We start from the raw sequence: 23,983 nt of genomic DNA, 5'->3' as shown, positions 1-23,983 counted from the left end.
CGCGACCCGAAGAGCTGTGCCGCCTCGCTATGGCGTTGCTTACCGTTGATTTGGGCCCAGCAAACTGCGCGGTGCGCGGCTTGCCCCGAAGCGGCATAGATTCAGCGCAATTAATGAACAATAACGGGGCGCTCCCTAGTCGACCATCCGCAGGTTATGAGCGCGGTTCATCATGCTTGGCGGTGGTGGCCAGTGGGGCGTCCGGCATCACCAGGCCGAACAGCAGGCTGATCAGGCCATAACCGGCAACCATGATAAACACCGGCAGCATCCAGTCAGCCCCCGGGCTGCTCTGCTGCTGATATTGCCAGCCCAGCAGGGCCACCCCCAGGGTTCCCCCCAGAGAGCGAATAAAATTCATCAACGCCAGCCCCGAGCCCATTTGCCCCGGGGGCAGGGCGTTTTGCACCGCAATGGAGCAGGATACGATCAGAAATCCTATGCCGATCCCGCCGATAATCAAGATGGGCAGCAGCCAATAGCCAGCCCAGAGCAGGCTGAAATGCAGCAGCAACCCTATCCCGCCCAATGCCAGTATCAAGCTGCCCAGGCGCGGGAACGGATGGCAAAACCCCTGTTTTGCTATGCGTTTCCCGCTGATAAAGGTGCCAATGGTCACGCTCAGGATAAACCAGAGCAGGATCCAGCTGGTTTGACCGGGGCCCATGGCCCGAGTGCTCTCCAGTGCCAGAGGTACATACACCAGCAACGCCAGGCGCATGGCTTCCGATAAGGCCAATAACAGGATGGCGGTGCGCAGCAGTGGCTCTTCGAGGAAGCGGAGGGGCAGCACCGGATGGCGGTGCCGCCACTGATGCCAGATCAGCAGCAGGCTGACGGCACCGGCCAGCAGCAGCAGCGGCCACCGGTACAGGGCCAGTGACGGAAGGAGCAGTCGGGCGTCGGTGGCCATGGCCCAGCCCAGGGCCGCCACCAGCAAGAGTGTCATGCCCGCGATATCGATGGCGCCCCTGGTACCACCATGGCCAAGCCCACGTAGCGCCCAATGATTAAGTGCCAGGGCCAGCAGGCCGAGGGGAACCTTGAATAAAAACAGCCAATGCCAGTCGAACCAGGCGATGAGCAGGGCGCCGAGCAGGGGACCGGAAACACTGGAAATGGCGAAGATGGCCGAGATATAGCCCTGATAACGACCCACATAGCGGGGCGGTATCACATCGGCGATGACCGCGAAAGACAAGGCGATCAGGCCGCCGCCGCCGAGGCCGGTCAACAGGCGGGTGGCGATCAATGCCGGCAGTGTCTCGACCAAGCCGCTGGCCAAAGAGCCCAGGGTAAACAAGCTGATGGCGACAGACTGGCAAGTGCGTCGGCCAAGGCGATCGCTGAGCTGGCCGTAGACAGGCATGCTCAGGGTCATGGCAAAGAGGTAGCTGCTGACCAGCAGGGGGGCTATCTGCGGGGCGTCAAACAGGGCGCCGAGCCTAGAGAGGGCGGGCATCAACAGGGTAATTTCCAGCGCGCCCAGCATGATGGCCAGCGCCACTCCCATAAATACCCGGATAACCCGTTCAGGGCTAAGGTTTTCAGTCGGTTGACCCATCGCTGCTCCTGTGAAACTACACTTTAAATACAAGGGGGAGAAAAAATGCTGCCATTAACGTACACAATTTTTATGTTAATGGCTTGTTCTATCGAGGGATTTTATCTTCAAGGACAAGAAGGGCTCGTTTGGCAGCAATAAAATTTCTTGACTAATGGGTCAGTTTTTAACTTTAATTAGACATGAAGATAGTATGTTGTTCGGCAATCGCGGCACTTAGCTGAAGGAGGCAAGGCTTGATTAAGTTCTTACTTAACCAGGAGTTGCGAGAGGAAAATGACCTTTCGCCAAATATGACGGTACTCAATTACCTGCGCACTCGTGTCGGTAAGAGTGGAACCAAGGAAGGCTGCGCATCCGGAGACTGCGGCGCCTGCACAGTCGTTCTGGGTGAACGGGAAGGAGATCGTATCCGTTATACCTCCGTGAATTCCTGTCTGACCTTTGTGTCTGCCCTGCATGGCAAGCAGCTGATCACGGTCGAGGATCTCAAGTCCCGAGATGGCAGACTGCATCCGGTGCAACAGGCCATGGTGGACTTTCATGGTTCACAATGCGGCTTCTGTACCCCGGGCTTTATCATGTCGATGTTTGCCCTGAGCAAGAACAAACCGGCGGCGGACAAGCACGATATTCTCGAGGCGTTGGCGGGCAACCTGTGTCGCTGTACCGGCTACCGTCCCATCGTCGATGCCGCCCAGGCGATCGCCGAGCAGCCGCAATTGGCCGACGACTTCTCCCGTTACGAGGCGGAAGTGGTGGCCAGGCTGGCCCAGATTGAAACGGATACCCTGGTGACCCTGCAAGGGGATGACAAGTTGTGTTTCTCACCCACTTCGGTGACCGAGCTGGCCGAACTGCTGCTGCAAAATCCGGATGCCCGGCTGCTGGCCGGCGGCACCGATCTGGCGCTGGAAGTGACCCAGTTCCACCGGGAGCTGCCCAAGATGATCTATGTGGGCAACGTGGCCGACATGAAACAGCTGGAAGAAACCGACCAGGTTCTGGTGATCGGCGCCGCGCGCAGCTTGAGCGACAGCTACGAAGCGCTCAGTCGCAGTTACCCGGATTTTGGCGAGCTGCTGCACCGCTTCGCCTCCCTGCAGATCCGTAACCAGGGCACCCTGGGCGGTAATATCGGCAACGCCTCGCCCATCGGCGACGCTCCGCCGGTGCTGATCGCGCTCAATGCCCGCCTGGTGCTGCGCAAGGGCGAGCTGGTGCGCGAGTTGCCTATCGAGGAATACTTCCTGAGCTATAAGGTGACCGCTCAGCAGGAGTCCGAGTTTATCGAAAAGGTGATAGTGCCCAAGCCCAAGGCCAATCAGCACTTCAAGGTATACAAGCTGTCAAAACGGATAGACGACGATATTTCGGCGGTGTGCGGTGCCTTCAACCTGACCATTGAACAGGGCAAGGTAACGGCGGCCCGTATCGCGTTCGGCGGTATGGCCGCGATTCCTAAGCGGGCCAGTGGTTGTGAGCAGGCGCTGATCGGTCAGGATTGGAACCATACCACCGTCAAGGCGGCGATGAAGGCCCTGGAGGGGGACTTCCAGCCCCTGTCCGACTTCCGTGCTAGCAAGGAGTATCGCAGCAAAACCGCAGCCAACCTGCTCTATAAGTTTTTTATCGAGCAACAGAGTCTGAAATTGGAAACCAGGGTGACGTCTTATGTCTAACAAACCGCTGAACACGCTCACCATCGACGAAATGATGGAAAGGATCAAACAGGACCTGCAAACCGGTGTGGGCAAGAGCGTGCCCCACGACAGCGCCGCCATGCAGGTGGCCGGCGAGGCCCAGTACATCGACGATCGGCTGGAATTTCCCAACCAGTTGCATGTCTATGCCCGGCTGTCCGACAAGGCCCACGCCCGCATCACTCGGCTGGATGTGAGCCCCTGTTACCAGTTTGAGGGGGTGGCCATCGCCATCACCGCCGAGGACGTGCCCGGCGAGCTGGATATCGGCCCGGTGCTGGCGGGTGATCCGCTGCTGGCCGATGGCAAGGTGGAATACTACGGTCAGCCGGTGCTGGCGGTGGCCGCCAACGATCTGGATACCGCCCGCAAGGCGGCGATGGCAGCGATAGTGGAATACGAAGATCTGCCGGCCGTGCTGTCGGTAGAGGAGGCGCTGGAGAAAGAGCTGTTTGTCACCGAGAGCCACAAGCAGCAGCGTGGCGACTCCGCCGCCGGACTCAAGCGCGCCAAACATGTGATCGAGGGCAGCCTGCATATCGGCGGCCAGGAACACTTCTACCTGGAAACCCAAATCAGCTCTGTGGTGCCCACCGAAGACGGCGGCATGCTGGTGTTCACCTCCAGCCAGAACCCCACCGAGGTGCAGAAGCTGGTGGCCAGCGTGCTCGGTGTTCCCATGCACAAGGTGGTGATCGACATGCGTCGCATGGGCGGCGGCTTCGGCGGTAAGGAAACCCAGGCGGCGGGCCCGGCCTGTATGGCCGCCGTGGTGGCCAGGCTGACCGGCCGACCGACCAAGATGCGGCTGCCGCGGATGGAGGACATGATGATGACCGGCAAGCGGCATCCGTTCTTCAACCAGTACAAGATAGGCTTCGATGACAACGGCCGCATCGAAGCGGCGGAGATCACCGTGGCCGGCAACTGCGGTTATTCGCCGGACCTGTCGTCGTCCATTGTCGATCGGGCCATGTTCCACTCGGACAACGCCTACTACCTGGGCGACGCCACCGTGATCGGTCATCGCTGCAAGACCAATACCGCCTCCAACACCGCCTATCGCGGTTTCGGCGGTCCCCAGGGGATGATGACCATAGAGCACGTGATGGATGAAATCGCCTCCGTGCTGGGTAAGGATCCGCTGGAGATCCGCAAGGTCAACTTCTACGGCAAGGATGAGCGTAATGTGACTCACTACCATCAACAGGTGGAACACAACATCATCCACGAGCTGGTGGCGGATCTGGAGGAGTCCTCCGACTATGCCCGCCGTCGGGCCGAGATCAAGGCCTTCAACGCCAACAGTCCGATCCTGAAAAAAGGCATCGCCATCACCCCGGTGAAATTTGGCATCTCCTTTACCGCCACCTTCCTTAACCAGGCCGGTGCCTTGGTGCATATCTACACCGACGGCAGCATCCACCTCAACCACGGTGGCACCGAAATGGGTCAGGGCCTCAACATCAAGGTGGCCCAGATCGTGGCGGAAGAGTTCCAGGTGGATATCGACAAGATACAGATCACCGCCACCAACACCGACAAGGTACCCAACACCTCGCCCACGGCGGCGTCCAGCGGCACCGATCTGAACGGTAAGGCGGCCCAGAACGCGGCCCAGACCATCAAGCAGCGGCTGATCGACTGGGCTGCCGGCCACTTCAAGGTCAGTCCGGAAGAGGTGGTGTTCAAGAACAACTTCGTGCAGATCCGGCACCAGATACTGTCGTTCCCGGAGTTCGTGCAACTGGCCTATTTCAACCAGGTCTCGCTCTCCAGCACCGGTTTCTACAAGACGCCGAAGATCTACTACGACCACGCCACCGGCTCCGGCCGTCCCTTCTACTACTTCGCCTACGGCGCCGCCTGTGCCGAAGTGGTGGTGGACACCCTGACCGGCGAGTACAAGATACTGCGTACCGACATCCTGCACGACGTGGGCGACTCCCTCAACCCGGCCATCGACATCGGCCAGGTGGAAGGCGCCTTTATCCAGGGCGTGGGCTGGCTGACCACCGAGGAGCTGGTGTGGAACGATCAGGGCCGGCTGATGACCAACGGCCCGGCCGGCTACAAGATTCCGGCGGTGGCGGATATGCCGCTCGACTTCCGGGTGAAGCTGGTGGAAAACCGCAAGAACCCGGAAGACACCGTGTTCCACTCCAAGGCCGTGGGCGAGCCGCCCTTCATGCTGGGCATGTCGGTCTGGTGTGCGCTGAAAGATGCGGTCGCCAGTGTGTCCGGCTATCGCAAGTATCCCCATATAGACGCACCGGCAACCCCGGAGCGGGTGCTGTGGGGCGTACAGCAGATGCAGGAGCTGCTGGAGCAGAATGAGACTGTGGTCGAGGATGTGCTGATTAAGTAGCACTGGGCATGCTTTAGACAGATGTCGCGAGCAGGCGGCTCGGAAGTCAATAAGAGGCAACAGGGACTACCTCGGCCGACCATCAGATGCCATGGCCGGAAATGCTCCTGCCGCTCCGGCCTTTCCGCCATCCCTGGCGGTCAGATGGCATCCGTGAGTCTTATATGGGGCGAGCTTGTCTCGCCGTGACGAACTATTTCAGCCTAACGAACATCCAGTGAATGTTCGCAGTAGGCTGAAACAGTGAGTGTCATTAACCCGAGTGTGTCGGGGTGGCTGCCCTATTGCCTCTTTGGCCGGTAGCCCGGGAATAGCAATTGGGTGAGATTCGGGTGGCGTTGCCACTTCGAGGAGTGACGTTATGTTCAAGGACAACTGGATACAGACATTGGTCGAACTGGAGCAGAAGGGCGAAGCCTGCATCATGGTGACCGTGGTCGAGCACAAGGGCTCCACCCCGCGCGACAGCGGCACCAAGATGCTGGTCACCCGCACCGGCTGTTATGCCACCATAGGCGGCGGCCACCTCGAATACAAGGCCATGGAGCTGGCCCGGGAGATGCTTGCCAAGGGCGAACGTCGGCCGCGTATCGAGCGCTTCAACCTGGGCGCGAGTCTGGGCCAGTGCTGTGGCGGCATGGCGACCCTGATGCTGGAGCCTGTGGTCCAGGACAAGCATCATCTGGTGTTGTTTGGTGCCGGCCATGTGGCCAAGGCTCTGGTGTCCGTGTTGTCCGGCCTGCCGTTTCGCATCACCTGGATAGATGAGCGGGAAGACGAGTTCCCCGCCCAACTGCCGGAAGGGGTAACCAAGGTGGTCAGCGATGATCCCGTGGGGGAAATCGACGACCAGCCGGCGAACAGCTTCTATCTGGTGATGACCCATAACCACCAGCTCGATTTCGAACTGGCGGCTCGTATCCTCAAGCGTGGGGATGCCCGTTATTTCGGCATGATCGGCTCTCACACCAAGCGCAAGCGCTTCGAATACCGGTTGCGGGAGCGGGATTTTGACCAGCAGACGGTGGACCGGATGGTATGCCCCATCGGCTTGGCCGAAGTTGGCGGCAAGCACCCGGCCGAGATCGCCGTGTCGGTCGCTGCCCAATTGATCGCCTGTTACCAAGATAATGCTGTTGTGGACGCCAAGACCCCTTCAGCAGACAAACATGCCGACCCGGTGTCGGTCCCTCATTCTTAAGGAGAAGCACGCACATGACTCATGCCGTGGCGTATCGTGCCGCCATTTTGCACAGCCTGGACGATCCCGCCAAAGTCGGGTTGGAGGCGTCCTATGCCTATTATCCAGACGGCGTCCTGGTGGTGGCCGATGGCCGTGTACGGGATATAGGTGCCGCCGCCGATGTACTGGCCCGGCAACCCGCCGAGCTGAACGTGGTTGAGTTTAACAATAAACTGATCACCTCGGGTTTTATCGATACCCATGTACATTTTCCTCAATCCGAGATGATCGCCTCCTATGGCGAACAGCTGCTCGACTGGCTCAACAACTATACCTTCCCGGAAGAGCGCAAGTTTGCCGACCCGGCCCATTCGGCCCGGGTGGCCGAGTTTTTCCTGGATCAGCTGCTGCGTAACGGCACTACCACCGCCATGGTATTCGGTACCGTGCATAAGGCCTCGGTCGATGCCTTTTTTCAGGCGTCGGACAAGCGTAATATGCGCATGATCGCCGGTAAGGTGATGATGGATCGGCATGCGCCGGACTTCCTTCTGGATACCCCCGAGTCTGGCTATGCGGACAGCAAGGAACTGATCGAGCGCTGGCATAACAAGGGCCGCCAGCTCTATGCGGTGACCCCACGTTTCGCTCCCACCAGCAGCCCCGAGCAACTGGCCGAGGCGGGCCGGTTGCTGGCCGAATATGATGGCCTCTATATGCAGACCCACCTGTCCGAAAACAAGCAGGAGATAGCCTGGGTCAAATCTCTGTTCCCGGAGCAAAAAAGCTATTTGGATGTGTACGATCATTTTGGCCTGCTCGGGGATCGTTCGGTATTTGCCCACGCCATCCATCTGGAGGAGCCGGAATTTGATCGCATGGGCGGCAGCAACTCGGTCGCCGCCTTCTGTCCGACCTCGAACCTGTTTCTGGGCTCGGGTCTGTTCAACCTGCCCAGGTTCGAAGATTACGAGGTGGATGTCGGCCTGGGTACGGATGTGGGCGCCGGCACCAGCTTTTCCATGTTGCAGACCATCAGCGAGGCCTACAAGATCCTGCAGTTGCAGCAGCACAGGCTGCATCCGCTCAAGGCCCTGTATCTGGCGACCCTGGGCGGCGCCCGGGCATTGCGGCTGGACGATAAAATCGGCAACCTGCAGGTGGGCAAGGAGGCGGATTTCATCGTGCTGGACCTGCAGGCAACGCCGCTTATCAAGGCGCGTATCGACAACACCAGCACCCTGTTTGAGCAGTTGTTTGTATTGATGATGCTGGGGGATGACCGGGCGATAGCCGAAACCTATATCTATGGCCAGCGCCAATACCGGCGGGATTGACAACGAGCACCGCTGTCGACCGGGTATTTTTGTGGTGTCCAGTCACATAGTTGGTGATAGACGGTGTGGTTCTGCCTAAAAAATGGGTAAAATTGTATACGACGTTAGTCACAATTTTATCATCAGGCATGGGATTGTGGTGTCTTGGACACCACCCAGCATGCCGTAACTGGAAACGGAAAGCATGAGTTCACTCAGTCAATTGGAGCCAGGATCTGTCAAGTCGAGCTCAAACACCCAGGACGATATCGTCTACGAGCATATTTTTGATGCCATTCTTGAACAACGACTGGCCCCGGGTACCAAGTTAAGCGAAGAAGCCCTGGGCGAAATATTCGGTGTCAGCCGCACCATTATCCGTCGCGCCCTGCTGCGTCTGTCCCACGAGCAGGTGGTCAGCATCAGGCCCAATCGCGGCGCCGTGGTGGCGGCCCCGAGCGTAGAGGAAGCCAGGCAGATTTTTGCCGCCCGTCGGGTGGTGGAGCTGGCGGTGACCGAACTGGCGGTGGCAAACGCCACCCCGGCCGGCCTGTCCCGAATTCGGGAAATGGTCAAGGAAGAACAGGATGCCTTTTCCCAGGGTGATCGCGGCAAGGGCATCCGTCTGTCCGGCGAGTTTCACCTGGAGTTGGCCCACATGGCCAGGAATATTCCCCTGCTTAACTTTCAACGCAGCGTGGTCTCGCAAACCTCGTTGATCATTGCCCAGTACGAGGTTGGCCATCAGGCCCATTGTTCTTTTAACGAACATGAAGAATTGCTGAAAGCCCTGGAAAGCGGCAACAAGGAAACGGCGGTCGCCATGATGAAAGAGCATCTGGATCATATCGAGGCCAAACTGAATCTGGACGGTGAGTCCGCCTCCACCGATCTGCATGTGGTGTTCTCCGGGGTGGTCAAAAAACAGCCGCCCGGACGTCGCTCAGGTTCAAAATAGTCCCTCACAGCACAGGGAAGCCAGCTTCCCTGTGCATGTTCATCGCGGCCGGATTAAAGGGTCAATTTCGTTGCCCCACTTGCGGCTCCGCCGACGCGTCATCAATCCATCCTAGGCGGCTTAGCCACGCCACCCCTGTTGCCTCTAAGTACATGAGCAGGTGTTGAGTCGGGTTGGTATTACCGAATTTCCCCCGCTGTTTTTGCCATTCCCTGGCTCCCTCGCGAGCCCATTACCCCCTGTTTTAGCTGCCTGAATCCGGGTGGTCCAAGTCAAGGCGTCTAACTGGCGCTACCGAGTTCGGCCTCAGACTCCTAATGTTGGCAATATGTAAACAACGGTGTGTTCGTTGTTGAAGAGTGTCATTTTTTAACGGGTAGTCCCTGTTATATTGAGGAGAGAGAGGCATGTCCGCCGAGAATTCTGTAACCGTAAAATTGCTTGAAGAGCTGTTCGCCGCTTTTAACCGTCACGACGTGGAAGGCGTCATGGCCTGCATGACCGATGACTGTGTGTTTGAAGGCGCCGCCGGCCCCGAGGCCTATGGCGTGCGTTTTGAAGGCCGTGATGCGGTGGCCGCCGCCTTTGTCAAGGTGTGGACTACCTTCCCGGATGTCAGCTGGCAGAACACCAAGCATTTTGCCGCCGGCGATCGTGGCGTGTCCCAGTGGACCTTCTGTGCCACCGCGCAGGATGGCCGTCGTATCGAAGCCGACGGTGTCGATCTGTTCACCCTGAAGGACGGCAAGCTGGCACTGAAACAGGCTTTCCGTAAAGACCGTCCCATGCTGGACCCCAAGTAACTCCGCCATCACGGCCTTAACCTTTTCATCCTGGGAAGACAAATATGGATATCGTCAACAAAGCTAAAACGGATCTCGGGCAAGACCTGCAGAGCAGCAAGGTGCTTGACCGTTATGACCCAACCTATGATCCCCTGGTCGCGGCCAATCCGGGACGTGGTCAGCAGTATGCGCCCACTTACTGGGTAGCGACGGCCGGTGCACCGCCGGAAGATGATGGTCCCATCACCCAGGATGTAGATGCTGATGTGGTGATCATCGGCAGCGGTTTTACCGGTTTGACCTGTGCCGTGTTCCTGGCCAAGGAACACGGTATCAAGGCGACGGTGCTGGAAGCCAACCAGGTCAGCTGGGGTTGTACCAGCCGTAACGGTGGTCAGGCTCAGAATGCTTCCGGCCGTCTGAGTCGCTCCCAGTGGATCCAGCGCTGGGGTCTGGATACCGCCCGTCGCATGCATGAAGAAGTGCGTGAAGGGTTCGATACCTTCAAGGGCTTGATCAAGGAAGGCAACATCGATTGCAACCCGCAGGACGGGGGGCACTTGTATATCGCCCACCGGGAAAGCGCGATGCGCAAGCTGGAGGCCGAGGCCAAGGTGCTGTCCGATAAGTTTGGTTACCATACCGAGCTGCTGGACAAGGCGACTTTGAGTCGTGACTATGTTAATGAGGCCGAAGCCGTGGGCGCCATGCATGAGCCGGATGGTATCGGCGTGCATCCGCTCAAGCTGGCCCATGGCTACCATCGCATGGCACGAGAACTGGGCGCCACCATCCATCCTTCCAGCCCGGTGATCGGTTGGGAAACCAAGAATGGCATCCATTACCTGAAGACCCCGGGTGGGATTGTGCGTGCCCGGGCCGTGGGGGTCGCCACCGGCGGTTATACCTCCCAGGGGCTGCACAGCCAGCTGCGCAACAAAATCATGCCGATTTTGTCCAACTCACTGGTGACCCGTCCGATGACGGAACAGGAAATTGCCGAGTGTAACTTCAAGACCAATGAGGTGATCACCGATACCCGCACCCTGCGTCATTACTATCGCAAGCTGCCGGACAACCGCCTGCAGATCGGCAGCCGCAGCTCGATTACCGGCAGCGATGCACCCAATCCCAAGCATCTGCAGTTGTTGATCGACGGCATGCACCGTAAGTTCCCTGCCTTGAACGGCATCAAGGTGGATTACTCCTGGTGGGGCTGGGTCGACGTCAGCCACGACATGATGCCGAGGATCGCCCAGCCCGACGAGAAGGAGCAGATATTCTACGCCCTGGGCTACGGCGGCAACGGGGTCATGTTCTCGGCCCATGCCGGCCGGCGCATGGCTCAGCGTATCGCTGGGATCAAAGAGGGCTTCGAGTTGCCGATTTACAACTCGCCGCTGCCGGGGCACCTGTTCGCTCCCTTCCGTCGCCTGGGTCAGCGGATGCTGTACCACTGGTATCACCTGCGGGACGAGCATTTGTAAGCCGGTTATTTTCTGGTAATAGAGAGGGTAGGGAGCCATTCTCTGCCCTCTGTCTGATCTTGGGGATGGATTGTTGATAATTGTTTTAATTTCCAGTATCTAGCCGACAAATAAGTAACAAAATCCGGTACCCGGTGTTATGGTCATGGGGTGGTGATGGCATAATCTCCGCCACGTCTTTTCCCATTTCCTGTTTGACATCGACACACCATGCTTCCACTGTTTCATCTTTCGACCGAAAAAACGACCAGCTTGCAGCAACAGTTACGCGAGCAGATTGCCGCCGCCATCCTCAATGGCAATATCCCCCTGGACAGTCCGCTGCCTTCCAGCCGTAAGCTGGCCAAACAGCTGAGTATCGCGCGCAATACCGTGGTGCTGGCCTATGAACATCTGTTGGATGACGGCTATCTGATTGCCAAGGAGCGCAGCGGTTATTTTGTGAATCCGGAGATCCTGTCGCGTAAGGTGGAGTTGCCCTTGAGCGAGCCGAGTGAGCCGACCGGGCACATGCCGGAATGGCGGCAGATCTTCAAGATCCACCCTTCCAATCAGCACAACATTACCAAGCCCAAAGACTGGCAGAAATATCCCTATCCCTTTATCTACGGTCAGTTCGATCCCGGCCTGTTTCCCAGCAATAACTGGCGGGAATGCTGTCGTGATGCGGTCAGCGTGCCGGCGATCCGCGACTGGGCATCGGATCGCTTCGATAACGACGATCCCCTGCTGATCGAGCAGATCCGTACCCGGTTGTTGCCCCGGCGGGGGGTTTGGGCCTCGGCGGATCAGATACTGGTCACGGTTGGTGCCCAACAGGCGCTCTATATGCTGGCGCGGCTGTTGCTGGATAAAGACAGCATCATCGGCATAGAAAACCCTGGTTACGTGGATATCTGCAATATCGCCGCCATGAACCCGGCCCAGGTGCGTCCGCTGCCGCTGGATGAACAGGGGCTGATCGTCAATGAGCGACTCAATGACTGTGATGCCATCTACACCACTCCCAGCCACCAGTGTCCGACCACGGTCACCATGCCCCTGGAGCGGCGTTATGAGCTGTTGGAAAAGGCCAATCAGCATAATATCCTGCTGATTGAAGACGACTATGAGAGTGAAAGTAACTTCAAGACCAATCCGATCCCGGCGCTGAAAAGCCTGGATAAGAATGACAGGGTGATTTACGTCGGCAGCTTGTCCAAGACCCTGGCGCCGGGTTTGCGCCTGGGTTATCTGGTGGGGCCGACCGAATTGATCCGCGAGGCCAGGGCCTTGCGCCGGCTGATCCTACGCCATCCCGCCGCCAACAACCAGAGATCGGTCGCCCTGTTCCTGGAGCGGGGCTATCACGATGCGCTGATCATGAATATCGCCAAGGCCTATGAAGAGCGCTGGCAGGCGATGGCCGAGGCCTTGGACGAGTATCTGCCCTCTTCCGCCCGTCAGCCGACCTTCGGCGGCTCCTGCTACTGGGTCAAGGGGCCGGAAGGACTGGACAGCCGGCTGTTACGTAAGGAGGCGGCCGACAGAGGCATACTGATCGAACCGGGAGATATCCACTTTCACGGTGAGCAGGTGCCGCTGAACTATTTTCGCCTGGGCTATTCCTCTATCCCCGCCAATAAAATCCGGCCGGGGATCCAGGCCCTGGTCGAGCTGATCAACGATATGGTATAGCCCGCAGCTGCCCCTGTGCCTGTTTTTGGCACAGGGGCAATGAAAGGCTTTCCTTCAATCCGGTCATGGTTTGGCCGCCCGGTACTCTGTTTCATCTTTTTTTGGTTGCATTTCTGTTAAATAAAGCTCTCCTTCGGTATTCCCTATTCCAGTAAAAATCCATTTAAATTCAATTTGATAAATCATTATAAAGGGCTGGCGTAACGGTTGTTACGAAACTGGTCCTACTCAGTAACCGAGCCAATTCCTACTCTTATCCCCAGTGAATCGTGCAGCAGCCCACGTGCGGATTAGCTGTTTTACCGGCCGGCAATCCCTGGGAGGGGAAGCCCAGGAAGATAGGCCGGCAAGAGCAGCCGCAGAGGACAGCGATTCGCGATAAACCCATAACAAGAAATAACTAACGAATCGAAACCTGCTTCGAATAGAGCAATTAAGTGAAAACAAGGAGGCGATGCTCAGCCGTCGCCACTGACAGGAAAACTTAAAAGGAAGACAGCTATGCCACGTATGACTCCTAGTGAAGCCCTGGTTGAAACTCTGGCGGCCAATGGTGTAACCGATGCTTTTGGCATCATGGGTTCGGCCTTTATGGATGCCATGGATATTTTTGCCCCGGCAGGTATCCGTTTGATTCCTGTAGTACATGAGCAGGGCGCGGGCCACATGGCTGACGGCTACTCTCGCGTCAGTGGCCGTCACGGCGTTTGTATCGCCCAGAATGGTCCCGGTATCACCAACTTCGTCACCGCCATCGCGGCCGCCTACTGGGCCCACAGCCCGGTGGTATGTATCACCCCCGAAACCGGCTCCATGAGCCAGGGCCTGGGTGGTTTCCAGGAAGCGCAGCAGCTGCCTTTCTTTGAAACCATCACCAAGTATCAGGGCCATGTGGCCAACCCGGCCCGTATGGCCGAGCTGACCGCCCGCTGTTTCGACCGCGCCATGCTGGAAAACGGTCCGACCCAGCTGAACATCCCCCGTGACTTCTTCTACGGCGATATCAACGTTGAAATCCCCCAGCCGATCCGTATCGAGCGCGGTGCCGGCGGTGAGCAGAGCCTGCAGGAAGCCGCAGAACTGCTGGCCAAGGCCAAGAATCCGGTGATCATCTCCGGTGGCGGTGTGGTGATGTCCGGTGCCGTTGAAGAATGTAAGGCGTTGGCCGAGTACCTGGGCGCCCCCGTGGTGAACAGCTACCTGCATAACGACTCTTTCCCCGCCAGCCACCCGCTGTGGTGTGGTCCCCTGGGCTACCAGGGCTCCAAGGCCGGTATGAAGCTGATCTCCCGTGCCGACGTGGTACTGGCACTGGGCACCCGTCTTGGGCCGTTCGGTACCCTGCCGCAGCACGGTCTGGACTACTGGCCGAAAGAAGCCAAGATCATCCAGGTTGACTGCGATGCCAAGATGCTGGGCCTGGTGAAGAAGATCTCCGTGGGTATCTGTGGTGATGCCAAGGCAGCCGCCGTCTCCATGCTGGACCGTCTGCAGAACCTGGATGTCGCCTGTCTGGAAAACAAGGGTGCCCGTGCCAGCGAAATCGCCGCCGAAAAAGCGGCCTGGGAAAAGGAGCTGGACGAGTGGATCCACGAGAAGGACGAATATTCTCTGGACATGATCGCCGAGCAGGCCGAAGAAGAAGGCAACTTCCTGCACCCGCGTCAGGTACTGCGTGAGCTGGAAAAAGCCATGCCGGAAGATGCCATGGTATCCACCGATATCGGTAACATCAACTCGGTCGCCAACAGCTATCTGCGCTTTGAAAAGCCCCGCTCTTTCTTTGCCGCCATGAGCTTCGGTAACTGTGGTTACGCCCTGCCCACCATTATCGGTGCCAAGGTAGCCGCGCCCGAGCGTACCGCTATCTCTTACGCCGGTGACGGTGCCTGGGGTATGTCGATGATGGAAATCATGACCTGTGTACGTGAAAACATCCCGGTCACTTCCATCGTATTCCACAACCGTCAGTGGGGCGCCGAGAAGAAGAACCAGGTTGATTTCTACAACCGTCGCTTTGTGGCCGGTGACCTGGAGAACCCGAGCTTTGCCGCCATCGCCCGCTCCATGGGTGCCGAAGGTGTGACCGTTGACCGTCTGGAAGATGTGGGTCCGGCCCTGAAGGCCGCCTGTGTTGCTCAGAAAGAAGGCAAGACCACCGTTATCGAAATCCTGTGTACCCGCGAACTGGGCGACCCCTTCCGTCGTGACGCCCTGTCCAAGCCGGTTCGTCACCTGGATAAATACAAAGACTACTGCTAAGCGGCACAGCAGTTAACCACGGGCAGGGGGTGCGAACCTCCTGCCCGAATTTTAGGCGATAACCAGAGCTTATTGTCCCAGTGACCTCTGTTTATTTTCTTCATCACCAGGGTAGGTATCATGCTGAGTTCAATCCCTAAGGAATGCCCCGCTTATCTGTTAGAGCAAGCCCGTCAATTGCCCCGGGTGACCACAGTGGTGATCAACCCGGTCAATGCGGTTTCCCTGTCCAGCGCCAGGCTGGCCAGAGATCAAGGCCTGATCGAGCCGATCCTGGTCGGCGCTATTGACAAGATGCGTCATGAAGCCGAGCTGTTGGGCTGGGATCTGGAAGGGGTCCGGCTGGTGGATGCGGCCGATGAAACCCAGGCCGCTCAGCTGGGGGTCGGCCTCGTGACTCAGGGGGAAGCGGCTTCCATCATGAAAGGCCATGTACATACGGATATCCTGCTGCGCGCCGTGCTCAGCCGGGCCGCCGGGCTGAGAACCGACAGCCGCCTCAGCCATGTGTTTCACATGACAATACCGGGCAGCGACAAGGCACTGTGCATTACCGATGCGGTGATCAATGTGCAGCCAACGGTGATCGACAAACTGCATATCGCCCGTAACGCGGTCAGGCTGGCTCATGCCTTGGGCAATGCCCAGCCTAAAGTCGCGGTGCTGTCGGGCACGGAGGAGGTCAACAAGAGCATGCCCTCCAGTGTGGATGCGGCCGAGCTGGTCAAGCTGGCGCAGATGGGCACCTTGCCCGGCGCCATAGTGGAAGGGCCGCTGGCCTTCGATAATGCGGTGTCAACTGAGGCTGCCAGCATCAAGGGCATCAAGGGACAGGTTCCCGGACAGGCCGACATCCTGCTGGTTCCCAACCTGGAGTCGGGGAACTTCCTGTTCAAGCAGATGGTGTATTTTATGAGCGCCACCGCCGCGGGACTGGTACTGGGCGCCCGGGTGCCGATCATCCTCACTTCCCGGGCCGATCCGCCTGAGGCACGGCTGGCGTCCTGCGCCCTGGCGTCTCTGTACAGCGCCTATTGCGCCAGACAGGAGTCGGCTGTAGCTTAGACGGCCCCATCTAGTCGGATTGATTAAGGAGTAAGATATGCCGCTTAGCCGTTATGGTTTTATCATCAAGGCGACCGATCTGGAGATGTTCAAGCATCATGGCCGGATCAAGAGTGAACTGTTCGATATCGCCGTGTCCGGCGTGCAGTCGGTGGATGAGGCGATCATGGCCGCCCAGGAAATGTTGACCCGGCGTATCGAAGCGATCGAGTTATGCGGGGGCTTCAGCGCAGAAGAAGAAGCGCAGATCCGCGAAGCGATCAACGACCATGTGCCGCTCGGCCGGGTGCAATACCGCGAGCAGGACCAATCTCGGGTCGAGTGGCCCTGAGTTTCCCGTATTAGTGATCACCGCCTGTGGCCACCGGCTGCAGGCGGTACAGACACCGGCGTCGTTGTTACCAGGGTGTCAGTCTGTGCCTGTCCATATCTCAATTTCTCCCCTTAGCTCCGCTAATGCCGGCAGACCCTCTGTGTGACCAATGCCATACTCTGTTCTTCCGCCCGCGGTCTCCAGGCCAACCAATCCCTGCCATTGAACCAGCCAAAGTCGGCGGCGCGTTCAAGGCCGCCATAAACAGCCGTAATAGTCCCTGTTCGCTGCTGTGCGGATCCGGCCCGGCAGCCCTATTGCCTCTGTAACTGCGACGGCAGCAAACGTAAAACATGAGTGGGCCTTAGCAGCCAAAGTCAGGGGGCTAAGACGCCAAAAAGGCGGGACGACGTCATTTGGGAATGCCATCAGGATAAATGATTTTCGAATACAAGGAGAATGATAGGCGTCATTGTTAACGATTTTTCCTGGCATTTTCCCCTGCCTGCACTCGATTCACTCATCCATCACTTGGCAGGGGGAGCCGGCCACATGCCTTATTCCTTGCTGGCCGGCCACTCCCTTCCGACACAAGGACAACCTGGATTACCTGGACTACCTGGGTATACTGGGCGATTTTATTTCCTGTATTTATCATTAAATTCAATCAATTAAATATGTTTTTGCTGAAGGTGGAGCCTTGTTCGGGGTGTTGCGGTTTCCTTAAATGGCCAACATAGACCCCATCGATCCCATCTCCAAATTATGCCACATCATCCGGTCCCTCTCTCCCGATAACTGACATAGTGGCCTGTATATTGCCTATGTACTTGTGGTGAACTTTTTTTGAGAAAAATGTTTACATTATGTTAACGATGATACTAATATAAAATCGTTAACAAAGAACGCAGATAATCGTAAACATGGAGCCGCTATGAAGATCAAGATCATCAACCCCAACACCACTCAGGCGTTCACCGATGCACTGCAGCGGCTGGCCGATGGGGTGGCCCGCCCGGATGCCGAGATTCTGGCGGTCAGCCCGGCGTCGGGACCCAGTGCCATCGAAAGCTTCTACGATGAAGCCCTGGCCGTGCCCGGCGTACTGGAAGAGATCCGCAAGGGTGATCAGGAGCAGGACGTGGATGCCTATGTACTGGCCTGCTTCGGCGACCCCGGGCTGTATGCGGCCCGCGAGCTGACCGACAAGCCAGTACTGGGCATTGCCGAAGCGGCCTTCCATATGGCGGCCATGGTCAGTGCCTGCTTCAGCGTGGTCACCACCTCGCCGCGGGTACGCTTCATGACCGAGCACCTGGTCAGCCGTTATGGTTTCGATGAACAGTGCAAGAAGATCAGGACCACGCCTATTCAGGTACTGGACCTTGCCAACTCGCCCGATACCGCCATCGCCAAGGTGATCGCCGAGTGCCTTAAGGCCAGGGATGAAGACAAGGCCGAGGCCATCGTGCTGGGTTGTGCCGGCATGTCCCAGTACCGGACCCGGATCGAGGCGGAAATCGGTATTCCGGTGATCGATGGCACCGTCGCCGCGGTCAAACTTTGCGAGGCCCTGGTGGATATGCAGCTGAGCACCAGCAAGGTGCTGACCTTCAACTGGCCCAAACCGGGGATGGCCAGGGGTATGCAGGCCGATATCAAGTCGATTGCCTGAACCGGATAACAACCAATGGGCACGCCTTCAGACGGCACTAACAGGGGCGAAACCTGCCCAAAGTAGATATGACTGCGGATCAGTCAACAGTAGCAGTGGAAAGCGGCCGGATGGCATAGCAAGCTATACCGGCCGACGTGATGGATTACCGAGGACAATCTAATGGCAATTGAACAAGCAAATGGCCAGCTCACCGCGGCTCAGACCGTGGCTCAGCACACCTCAGCCGCTGCCGGTCAGCAGCAAGAAAAGAAGGGCGGGGATGAATCCCTGGCCCCTCAGAAGACACGCATCATGGGCCGGGTTTCCTACCTGTTGGCCTGGTTTGGTGGCTGTGTCTCCATCGGCACCTTTACCATGGGCTCCAGCATAGTGGGAACCCTCAACCTGTTGCAGGCCTGCCTGGCGATTGCCGTCGGTTGCTTCGTGATTGGTATTGCGCTGGCGCTGAACGGTGCCGCCGGCTACAAATACGGTATCCCTTTCATGGTCCAGGCGCGCGGCGCCTTCGGTTTTGCCGGCACCCGTTTCCCGGGGCTGGTGCGGGCGGTGCCGGCCATCGTCTGGTACGGCTTTCAGAGCTGGATCGGCGCCGGTGCCATCAATGCGGTATCGGCCACCCTGTTCGGCTTCGATAACCTGGTGCTGTTCTTCGTACTGTTCCAGTTCCTGCAGATAGGCTTGTCGATCTTCGGCTTCCAGGGCATCAAGTGGCTGGAAAACATTGGCAGCGGTTTCATCCTGGTGGCCCTGATCTACATGTTCTACAGCGTGATCAACCGCTACGGTGATGAGATCACCACTAACCTGGTGAACATTGAGGGCACCTGGGGCCTGCCGTTCTGGGGCGCGACCATGCTGTTCCTGGGTATCTACAGCACCATGATGCTCAACGTCAGTGATTATTCCCGTGAGCTGAAGGAAGGTAGCGGTCCCGGCCTGCTGACGACCCTGTATTCCATGTCCATCCTGCCCTGCACCCTGTTTATGGGGCTGATCGGCCTGATGGTCTCCGGGGCCACCGGGGTGTCCGATCCGATCCAGGTCTTCTCCAGTGCCGTGGACAACACCCCGCTGCTGGTGATCACCCTGCTGTTTATCGCCTTCGCCCAGGTGACCACCAATGTGCTTAACAACGTGGTGCCGCCGACCTATATCCTGATGGATGTGTTCAAGCTGAAGTTCCGCACCTCCACCATCATCGTGGGTCTGCTGGCCTTCTGCACCTTCCCTTGGGAGTTGGTCAAGGATGAATCGGCCGCCGGTCTGCAGCTGTTCGTGCAAACCTATTCCGCCTTTCTCGGCCCCATCTTCGCGGTCCTGGTGGTGGACTACTTCATCGTCCGTCGCCGCAAGCTGGATCTGGACAAGCTCTATGATGAGAATGGCCCCTATAAAGGCGTGAACTATGGTGCCGTGGTGGCAGCCCTGGCGGGTGCCGTGGTGGCGCTGACCTTCTCTTCGGTCTCCTGGTACGCCAGCCTGCTGCCTGCCGGCCTGACCTATTACCTGCTTATGCAATACTGGCAGCCCTGCCAACGCTTCCGTCAGTAATGTTCCTGCCCCGCCCGCCGGGCGGGGCCTCACGAGCATTACCCTGTAATCTCATAGAGGTAGAGCCTTATGCCAAAGCTCAAGTCACGGTTATCTAAATTCAAACTGTCTGCTTGCGGTCTGCTGAGTGTCCTTTTTCTGTCATCGGTCGCGCAGGCTGAGCAACAGGTCCAGAATGGGCATATGACAGGATCGAAAGGGGCCGACACCATTAAAACCATTGTTCTTATCAACCCCAATTCAAACACCAAGGCCACTGAATCCATGGCTGAGCTTGCCAGGCTTGAAACCAAAGGCGTAGCCAAGCTGCTGGCAAGAAGCAACATGGATGCTCCTCCCTTGCTCACGACCCCCCAGGATATGATTGACGCTGCTCCGGGTGTGGTTGCGGTGGGCGTCGAAGCCGCTAAAGATAAGCAGGTGGCGGCTATCATCGTATCGGCCTTCAGTGATCCGGGGCTTGAAGAACTGCGTGCGGCGGTAGACATCCCGGTGTTCGGTATCGGTGAGGAAGTGTTTCATGAGGCCGCTCGTGGCAACCGGGCATTCAGTATTGTGACCGTTACCCCGGACGAGGGGTTGATTGAGTCGTTCAGGCAGAAGGCAGAGGCCTTGGGTTATGCACACCTGTATCGAGGGGTCAGGGTGACTTCCGGTGATCCATTGGAGCTGGTCAAGTCTCCAGAAAAACTTGATGCGGCGCTGGCTGGTGCAGTACGAGAGTCTCTTGAAAAAGACGAGACAAAGGCTGTAATTATGGGAGGAGGTCCGCTTTCGGCATCCGCACTCAGGTTGCAGCCGCAATTCGATGTGCCATTAGTCGTCGCGGTCAATGCCGCTGCCCGTGCGGCCGTTAAAGCGATTCAGAGTGAATAGACCTGCACCGTCTTGGCGCCGGACTTCGCGACGCTAAGACCGCCTGTAATACCCCGCTCGCTCCATGATGCCGAGTGGGGCCTAATTTCAACGATCAGGAGGATCGTCATGGATGACAGCAACCTTGAAATCAAGCACATAGACAGCTCGCTATATAACGAGGATCTGGCCCCCATCAAGCACCAGGACAGATCCTGGGGCTGGTTTGAAATCTTCAATGTCTGGTCGAACGATATTCAGAGCCTGTTCGGCTATACCCTGGCCGCTTCGCTGTTCCTGTCCTATGGCCTGAACGGCTGGGCGGTGATGGCGGCCATCATCCTGGCCGGCTGCGTGGTGATGGTGCTGGTCAACCTGACCGGCAAACCCAGCGTCAAGTATGGCATTCCCTTCCCGGTGATGATCCGGGCCAGCATGGGCGTGCGCGGCGCCAACTTCCCGGCCTTGTTGCGGGCCATTATCGGTATCTTCTGGTATGGGGTGCAAACCTACTTCGCCTCGACCGCCGTTACCCTGATGCTGACCGCCTTGTGGGGGGCGGGCAGCGGCGAGACCTTCCTCGGCCTGTCCGGCACCGCCTGGCTGGCCTTTGTGATCGTATGGGTGTTTCAGATTGCCCTGTTCTGGCAGGGTATCGATAAGATCAAGGTGTTCCTCAACTGGGCCGGCCCCCTGGTCTATGTGGTGATGCTGGTGTTGATGGCTATCGTCTGGTTCGAGGCCGGCGGCGAGCTGATCCCGGCGGTCGGCACCATCTTCAGCGGTGGCGGCAGCTACGAAGGGGGAGACATCGCCGCCTTTACCGCCATCGTCGGCACCATGATCGCCTACTTTGCCGCCGTGGTGATCAACTTTGGTGATTTCACCCGCTTTGTGCGCAGCGAGCGGGAGATGAAGCTGGGCAATCTGGTGGGGCTGCCGCTCAATGTCGCCTTCTTCTCTTTTATCGCCCTGATCATTACCGCCGGTACCCTGGTGCTGTTTGGCGACGCCCTTACCAACCCGGCCGATATCGTCGAGCGGGTAGATTCATTGCCGCTGACCATTATCGCCGCCCTGACCTTCTTCGCCGCCACCGTGGGTATCAACCTGGTGGCGAACTTCATCCCTCCCGCCTACGATCTGGCCAACCTGTTTCCCAGGCTGATCAGCTTTCGCATCGGGGGCCTGATCACCGCCACCGTGGCTTTTTTTGTCGGTGCCTTGTGGGTATCGGTGATCAGCCAGATCGGTATTCCCGGCTTCGTTAACGCCCTGGGCTCGGTCGTTGCCCCTTTCTACGGCATCATCGTGGTCGATTATTACCTGATCAAACGGCAGCGGCTGAACATGGAGCAGCTGTTTTCGTCCGATCCACAAGGCGCTTACTACTACAACAAGGGCTGGAACGGCAAGGCGCTGCTGGCCTTTGGCCTGGCAGCGGTCTTTTCCATCTCAACCGTGCTGGTGCCGGCGCTGAGCAACCTCAACGGCTACGGCTGGCTGCTCGGGGCTGGACTGGGAGGGCTCTTCTATTATCTGTTGATGCCGCGCACCGGTCTCGTGCAGAGCTCGGCTGGCAACTGAGCCCTGAACGAGCGCCATGAGCCTAATCAAAGACGAGACCAGGGTCTCGTCTTTGTCTTTGACATCAGCATATCTCTCTTTTACAAACCACCGCATTTATTGTTGACGATAATACCCTGTGTTAATCTGTTAAAAAGTCAACAGAGTGTAATAGTCCGGTGGTGAGGCCACGGGGGATTTGCCCGCCTATCATGCGACCGGCGGGCCCAATTCCCCTCGCTATGATACAAGCCGCCACCCGGATCCTGTAACGAATGACATTTTCATTATTATTGCAACGGCGTTACGCGGGGCCGGAGAGAGCACTGAAGCACTTGCCCTGCAACGAACTAAGGTAGGGTCATGCAAAGTCCAAAAACATCAGATGTTGATACGGTATACCAGCGGGTCTGGGAGGCGATCGTGGCCCATAAGCTGCTGCCGGGTACGCGTCTGAAAGAGGAAGAATTATGCGAAACCTTTGGCATCAGCCGTGGGTTTGTGCGCAAGGTGCTGTTGCAGCTATCCCATCATAAACTGGTTAACCTAGTGCCCAACAGCGGTGCCTTTGTCGCCGAGCCCTCGCCGGCGGAGGCGCGGGAAATCTTCCAAGCCCGTCGGCTGATCGAGGCCGAACTGGTACGGGAGCTGGCCGGCAAATGTACCGAGCAGGACAAGCGCCTGCTGGAGCAGCATGTGGCCAGGGAGCACGAGGCGTTTGAAGGCGGGCAGTTGAGCCTGCGCATCCGCTTGTCCGGGGAATTTCATCTGCTGATCGGCCAGCTGGCCAACAAGCCGGTGCTGACCTCTTTCTTACATGAGATTATTTCCCGCTCTTCCCTGATAGTCGCCCTGTATCAGGGTACAAGCCCCCGTAAAGGCAAACAACGTATCTACAGCCCTTGCAGTGAACATACCGGTTTGCTGGAGGCGATAGCCGCACGGGACGTGCAGACGGCGGTGGATTTAATGCGTGAGCATCTGAATGAAATCGAGGCCCAGCTGCAGCTGGAACCGCCTAAGGAAGAGGCACTCGATCTGAAAGCCATTTTCTCTGAGCTGTAACAGAGATTGCCACCCCCTGTCGGGTGGCAATCGGGGTCATGCGCTTTTTTCTTTCTGCGCTTTTTTCTCGGGGCGGGGGACGATCAGGGTGGGGATACGAGATTCCCGCAGCACATTTTTGGCCACACTGCCCAGCAGGGTATGCAGCCAACCCTTTTCATGGGCTCCCATCACAATCAGATCACAGTCGAGCTCTTTTGAGCGGCGAAGAATAGTCTGGGTCGGATAGCCCTCGATAATTTCACAAGAGACAATTTTTTTGCGCATGGCGTGTTCTTCCGGCGCGATTTCTTTCCAGAAATATTCCTGTCTTTCCTGTAGCTGGGTGTTGGCATTCTTCAGCCGTTGTTTTAAAAATTCCTCCCTGCTCACCTGATTGATAATGTAGGTTTGCAAGGTGAATTTTTCCTCATTGGACAGTTCTTCCACTACTTTGAGTATATGGATATTGGCTCCGGTTTTTTTTGCCAGATAGACCGCATATTTAAAAGCAAAAGAGGCATTTTTTGATAGATCTGTACAATAAAGGATATTTTTTATTTCCGGCATCATCATATTTCCCTCATGCTGATTCATCAAGGGCCAGC

Annotated in this window: 18 protein-coding genes; 16 read left to right on the top strand and 2 right to left on the bottom strand. The window is 57.6% G+C overall.

Annotation, left to right across the window (positions count from 1 at the left end; translation table 11 throughout):
- Positions 1-154: 154 nt before the first annotated feature.
- Positions 155-1,564: an MFS transporter gene (locus ABD806_RS11135; protein ID WP_344957900.1), complete on the bottom strand. Its 1,410-nt coding sequence runs from the start codon at positions 1,562-1,564 to the stop codon at positions 155-157.
- Positions 1,565-1,800: 236 nt separating this feature from the next.
- Here ABD806_RS11135 and xdhA point away from each other — a divergent pair, with 236 nt between their 5' ends.
- From xdhA to ABD806_RS11055, 16 genes are all read left to right on the top strand, one after another.
- Positions 1,801-3,246 carry a xanthine dehydrogenase small subunit gene (xdhA, locus tag ABD806_RS11130; RefSeq protein WP_344957898.1) on the top strand — a complete coding sequence of 482 codons (1,446 nt, stop codon included), beginning with the start codon at positions 1,801-1,803 and terminating at the stop codon, positions 3,244-3,246.
- Positions 3,239-5,635, top strand: a complete 2,397-nt coding sequence (xdhB, locus tag ABD806_RS11125; RefSeq protein WP_344957896.1) for a xanthine dehydrogenase molybdopterin binding subunit — start codon at positions 3,239-3,241, stop codon at positions 5,633-5,635. The genes xdhA and xdhB overlap by 8 nt, the downstream gene beginning before the upstream one ends.
- A gap of 361 nt (positions 5,636-5,996) precedes the next feature.
- Positions 5,997-6,836 (top strand): xanthine dehydrogenase accessory protein XdhC, encoded by an 840-nt coding sequence (xdhC, locus tag ABD806_RS11120; RefSeq protein ID WP_344957894.1) that lies wholly within the window; start codon positions 5,997-5,999, stop codon positions 6,834-6,836.
- Positions 6,837-6,850: 14 nt separating this feature from the next.
- Positions 6,851-8,155, top strand: a complete 1,305-nt coding sequence (gene guaD, locus ABD806_RS11115) for a guanine deaminase (RefSeq protein WP_344957892.1) — start codon at positions 6,851-6,853, stop codon at positions 8,153-8,155.
- Between the two features lie 184 nt (positions 8,156-8,339).
- Entirely contained in the window at positions 8,340-9,092 is a 753-nt protein-coding gene (locus ABD806_RS11110) for a GntR family transcriptional regulator (RefSeq protein ID WP_344957890.1), read from the top strand.
- Between the two features lie 407 nt (positions 9,093-9,499).
- Complete coding sequence (locus ABD806_RS11105; protein WP_344957888.1) at positions 9,500-9,895, top strand: nuclear transport factor 2 family protein; 396 nt, start codon at positions 9,500-9,502, stop codon at positions 9,893-9,895.
- A 44-nt stretch (positions 9,896-9,939) separates the two neighbouring features.
- The gene (locus ABD806_RS11100) at positions 9,940-11,364 is read left to right on the top strand and encodes an NAD(P)/FAD-dependent oxidoreductase (protein ID WP_344957886.1); all 1,425 of its coding nucleotides are present in this window, start codon (positions 9,940-9,942) and stop codon (positions 11,362-11,364) included.
- Between the two features lie 210 nt (positions 11,365-11,574).
- Positions 11,575-13,041, top strand: a complete 1,467-nt coding sequence (gene pdxR / locus ABD806_RS11095; RefSeq protein WP_344957884.1) for a MocR-like pyridoxine biosynthesis transcription factor PdxR — start codon at positions 11,575-11,577, stop codon at positions 13,039-13,041.
- A gap of 501 nt (positions 13,042-13,542) precedes the next feature.
- On the top strand, positions 13,543-15,303 hold the full coding sequence (xsc, locus tag ABD806_RS11090; protein ID WP_344957882.1) for a sulfoacetaldehyde acetyltransferase: 1,761 nt from the start codon (positions 13,543-13,545) through the stop codon (positions 15,301-15,303).
- Between the two features lie 120 nt (positions 15,304-15,423).
- Entirely contained in the window at positions 15,424-16,368 is a 945-nt protein-coding gene (locus ABD806_RS11085) for a bifunctional enoyl-CoA hydratase/phosphate acetyltransferase (protein ID WP_344957880.1), read from the top strand.
- A 37-nt stretch (positions 16,369-16,405) separates the two neighbouring features.
- Positions 16,406-16,699 carry a DUF6506 family protein gene (locus tag ABD806_RS11080; RefSeq protein WP_344957878.1) on the top strand — a complete coding sequence of 98 codons (294 nt, stop codon included), beginning with the start codon at positions 16,406-16,408 and terminating at the stop codon, positions 16,697-16,699.
- A gap of 916 nt (positions 16,700-17,615) precedes the next feature.
- On the top strand, positions 17,616-18,356 hold the full coding sequence (locus tag ABD806_RS11075; RefSeq protein WP_344957876.1) for an aspartate/glutamate racemase family protein: 741 nt from the start codon (positions 17,616-17,618) through the stop codon (positions 18,354-18,356).
- A gap of 162 nt (positions 18,357-18,518) precedes the next feature.
- Entirely contained in the window at positions 18,519-19,910 is a 1,392-nt protein-coding gene (locus tag ABD806_RS11070) for an NCS1 family transporter (protein WP_344957874.1), read from the top strand.
- Between the two features lie 69 nt (positions 19,911-19,979).
- On the top strand, positions 19,980-20,786 hold the full coding sequence (locus ABD806_RS11065) for an aspartate/glutamate racemase family protein (protein ID WP_344957872.1): 807 nt from the start codon (positions 19,980-19,982) through the stop codon (positions 20,784-20,786).
- 108 nt (positions 20,787-20,894) lie between these two features.
- A complete protein-coding gene (locus ABD806_RS11060; RefSeq protein ID WP_344957870.1) occupies positions 20,895-22,352 on the top strand; it encodes an NCS1 family nucleobase:cation symporter-1 in 1,458 nt (485 codons plus the stop codon).
- Between the two features lie 342 nt (positions 22,353-22,694).
- On the top strand, positions 22,695-23,396 hold the full coding sequence (locus ABD806_RS11055) for a GntR family transcriptional regulator (RefSeq protein WP_344957868.1): 702 nt from the start codon (positions 22,695-22,697) through the stop codon (positions 23,394-23,396).
- 36 nt (positions 23,397-23,432) lie between these two features.
- Here the strand turns inward: ABD806_RS11055 and ABD806_RS11050 are convergent, their stop codons facing one another.
- Positions 23,433-23,972, bottom strand: a complete 540-nt coding sequence (locus tag ABD806_RS11050; RefSeq protein ID WP_344957866.1) for a universal stress protein — start codon at positions 23,970-23,972, stop codon at positions 23,433-23,435.
- Positions 23,973-23,983: the final 11 nt, after the last annotated feature.

Origin of the sequence: Zobellella aerophila (assembly GCF_039539325.1) — a bacterium.
In the GTDB taxonomy this organism is placed as follows: Bacteria; Pseudomonadota; Gammaproteobacteria; order Enterobacterales; family Aeromonadaceae; genus Oceanimonas; species Oceanimonas aerophila.
Note: the sequence above shows the minus strand (reverse complement) of the source record. Positions and strands in the feature narration are given on the sequence as shown.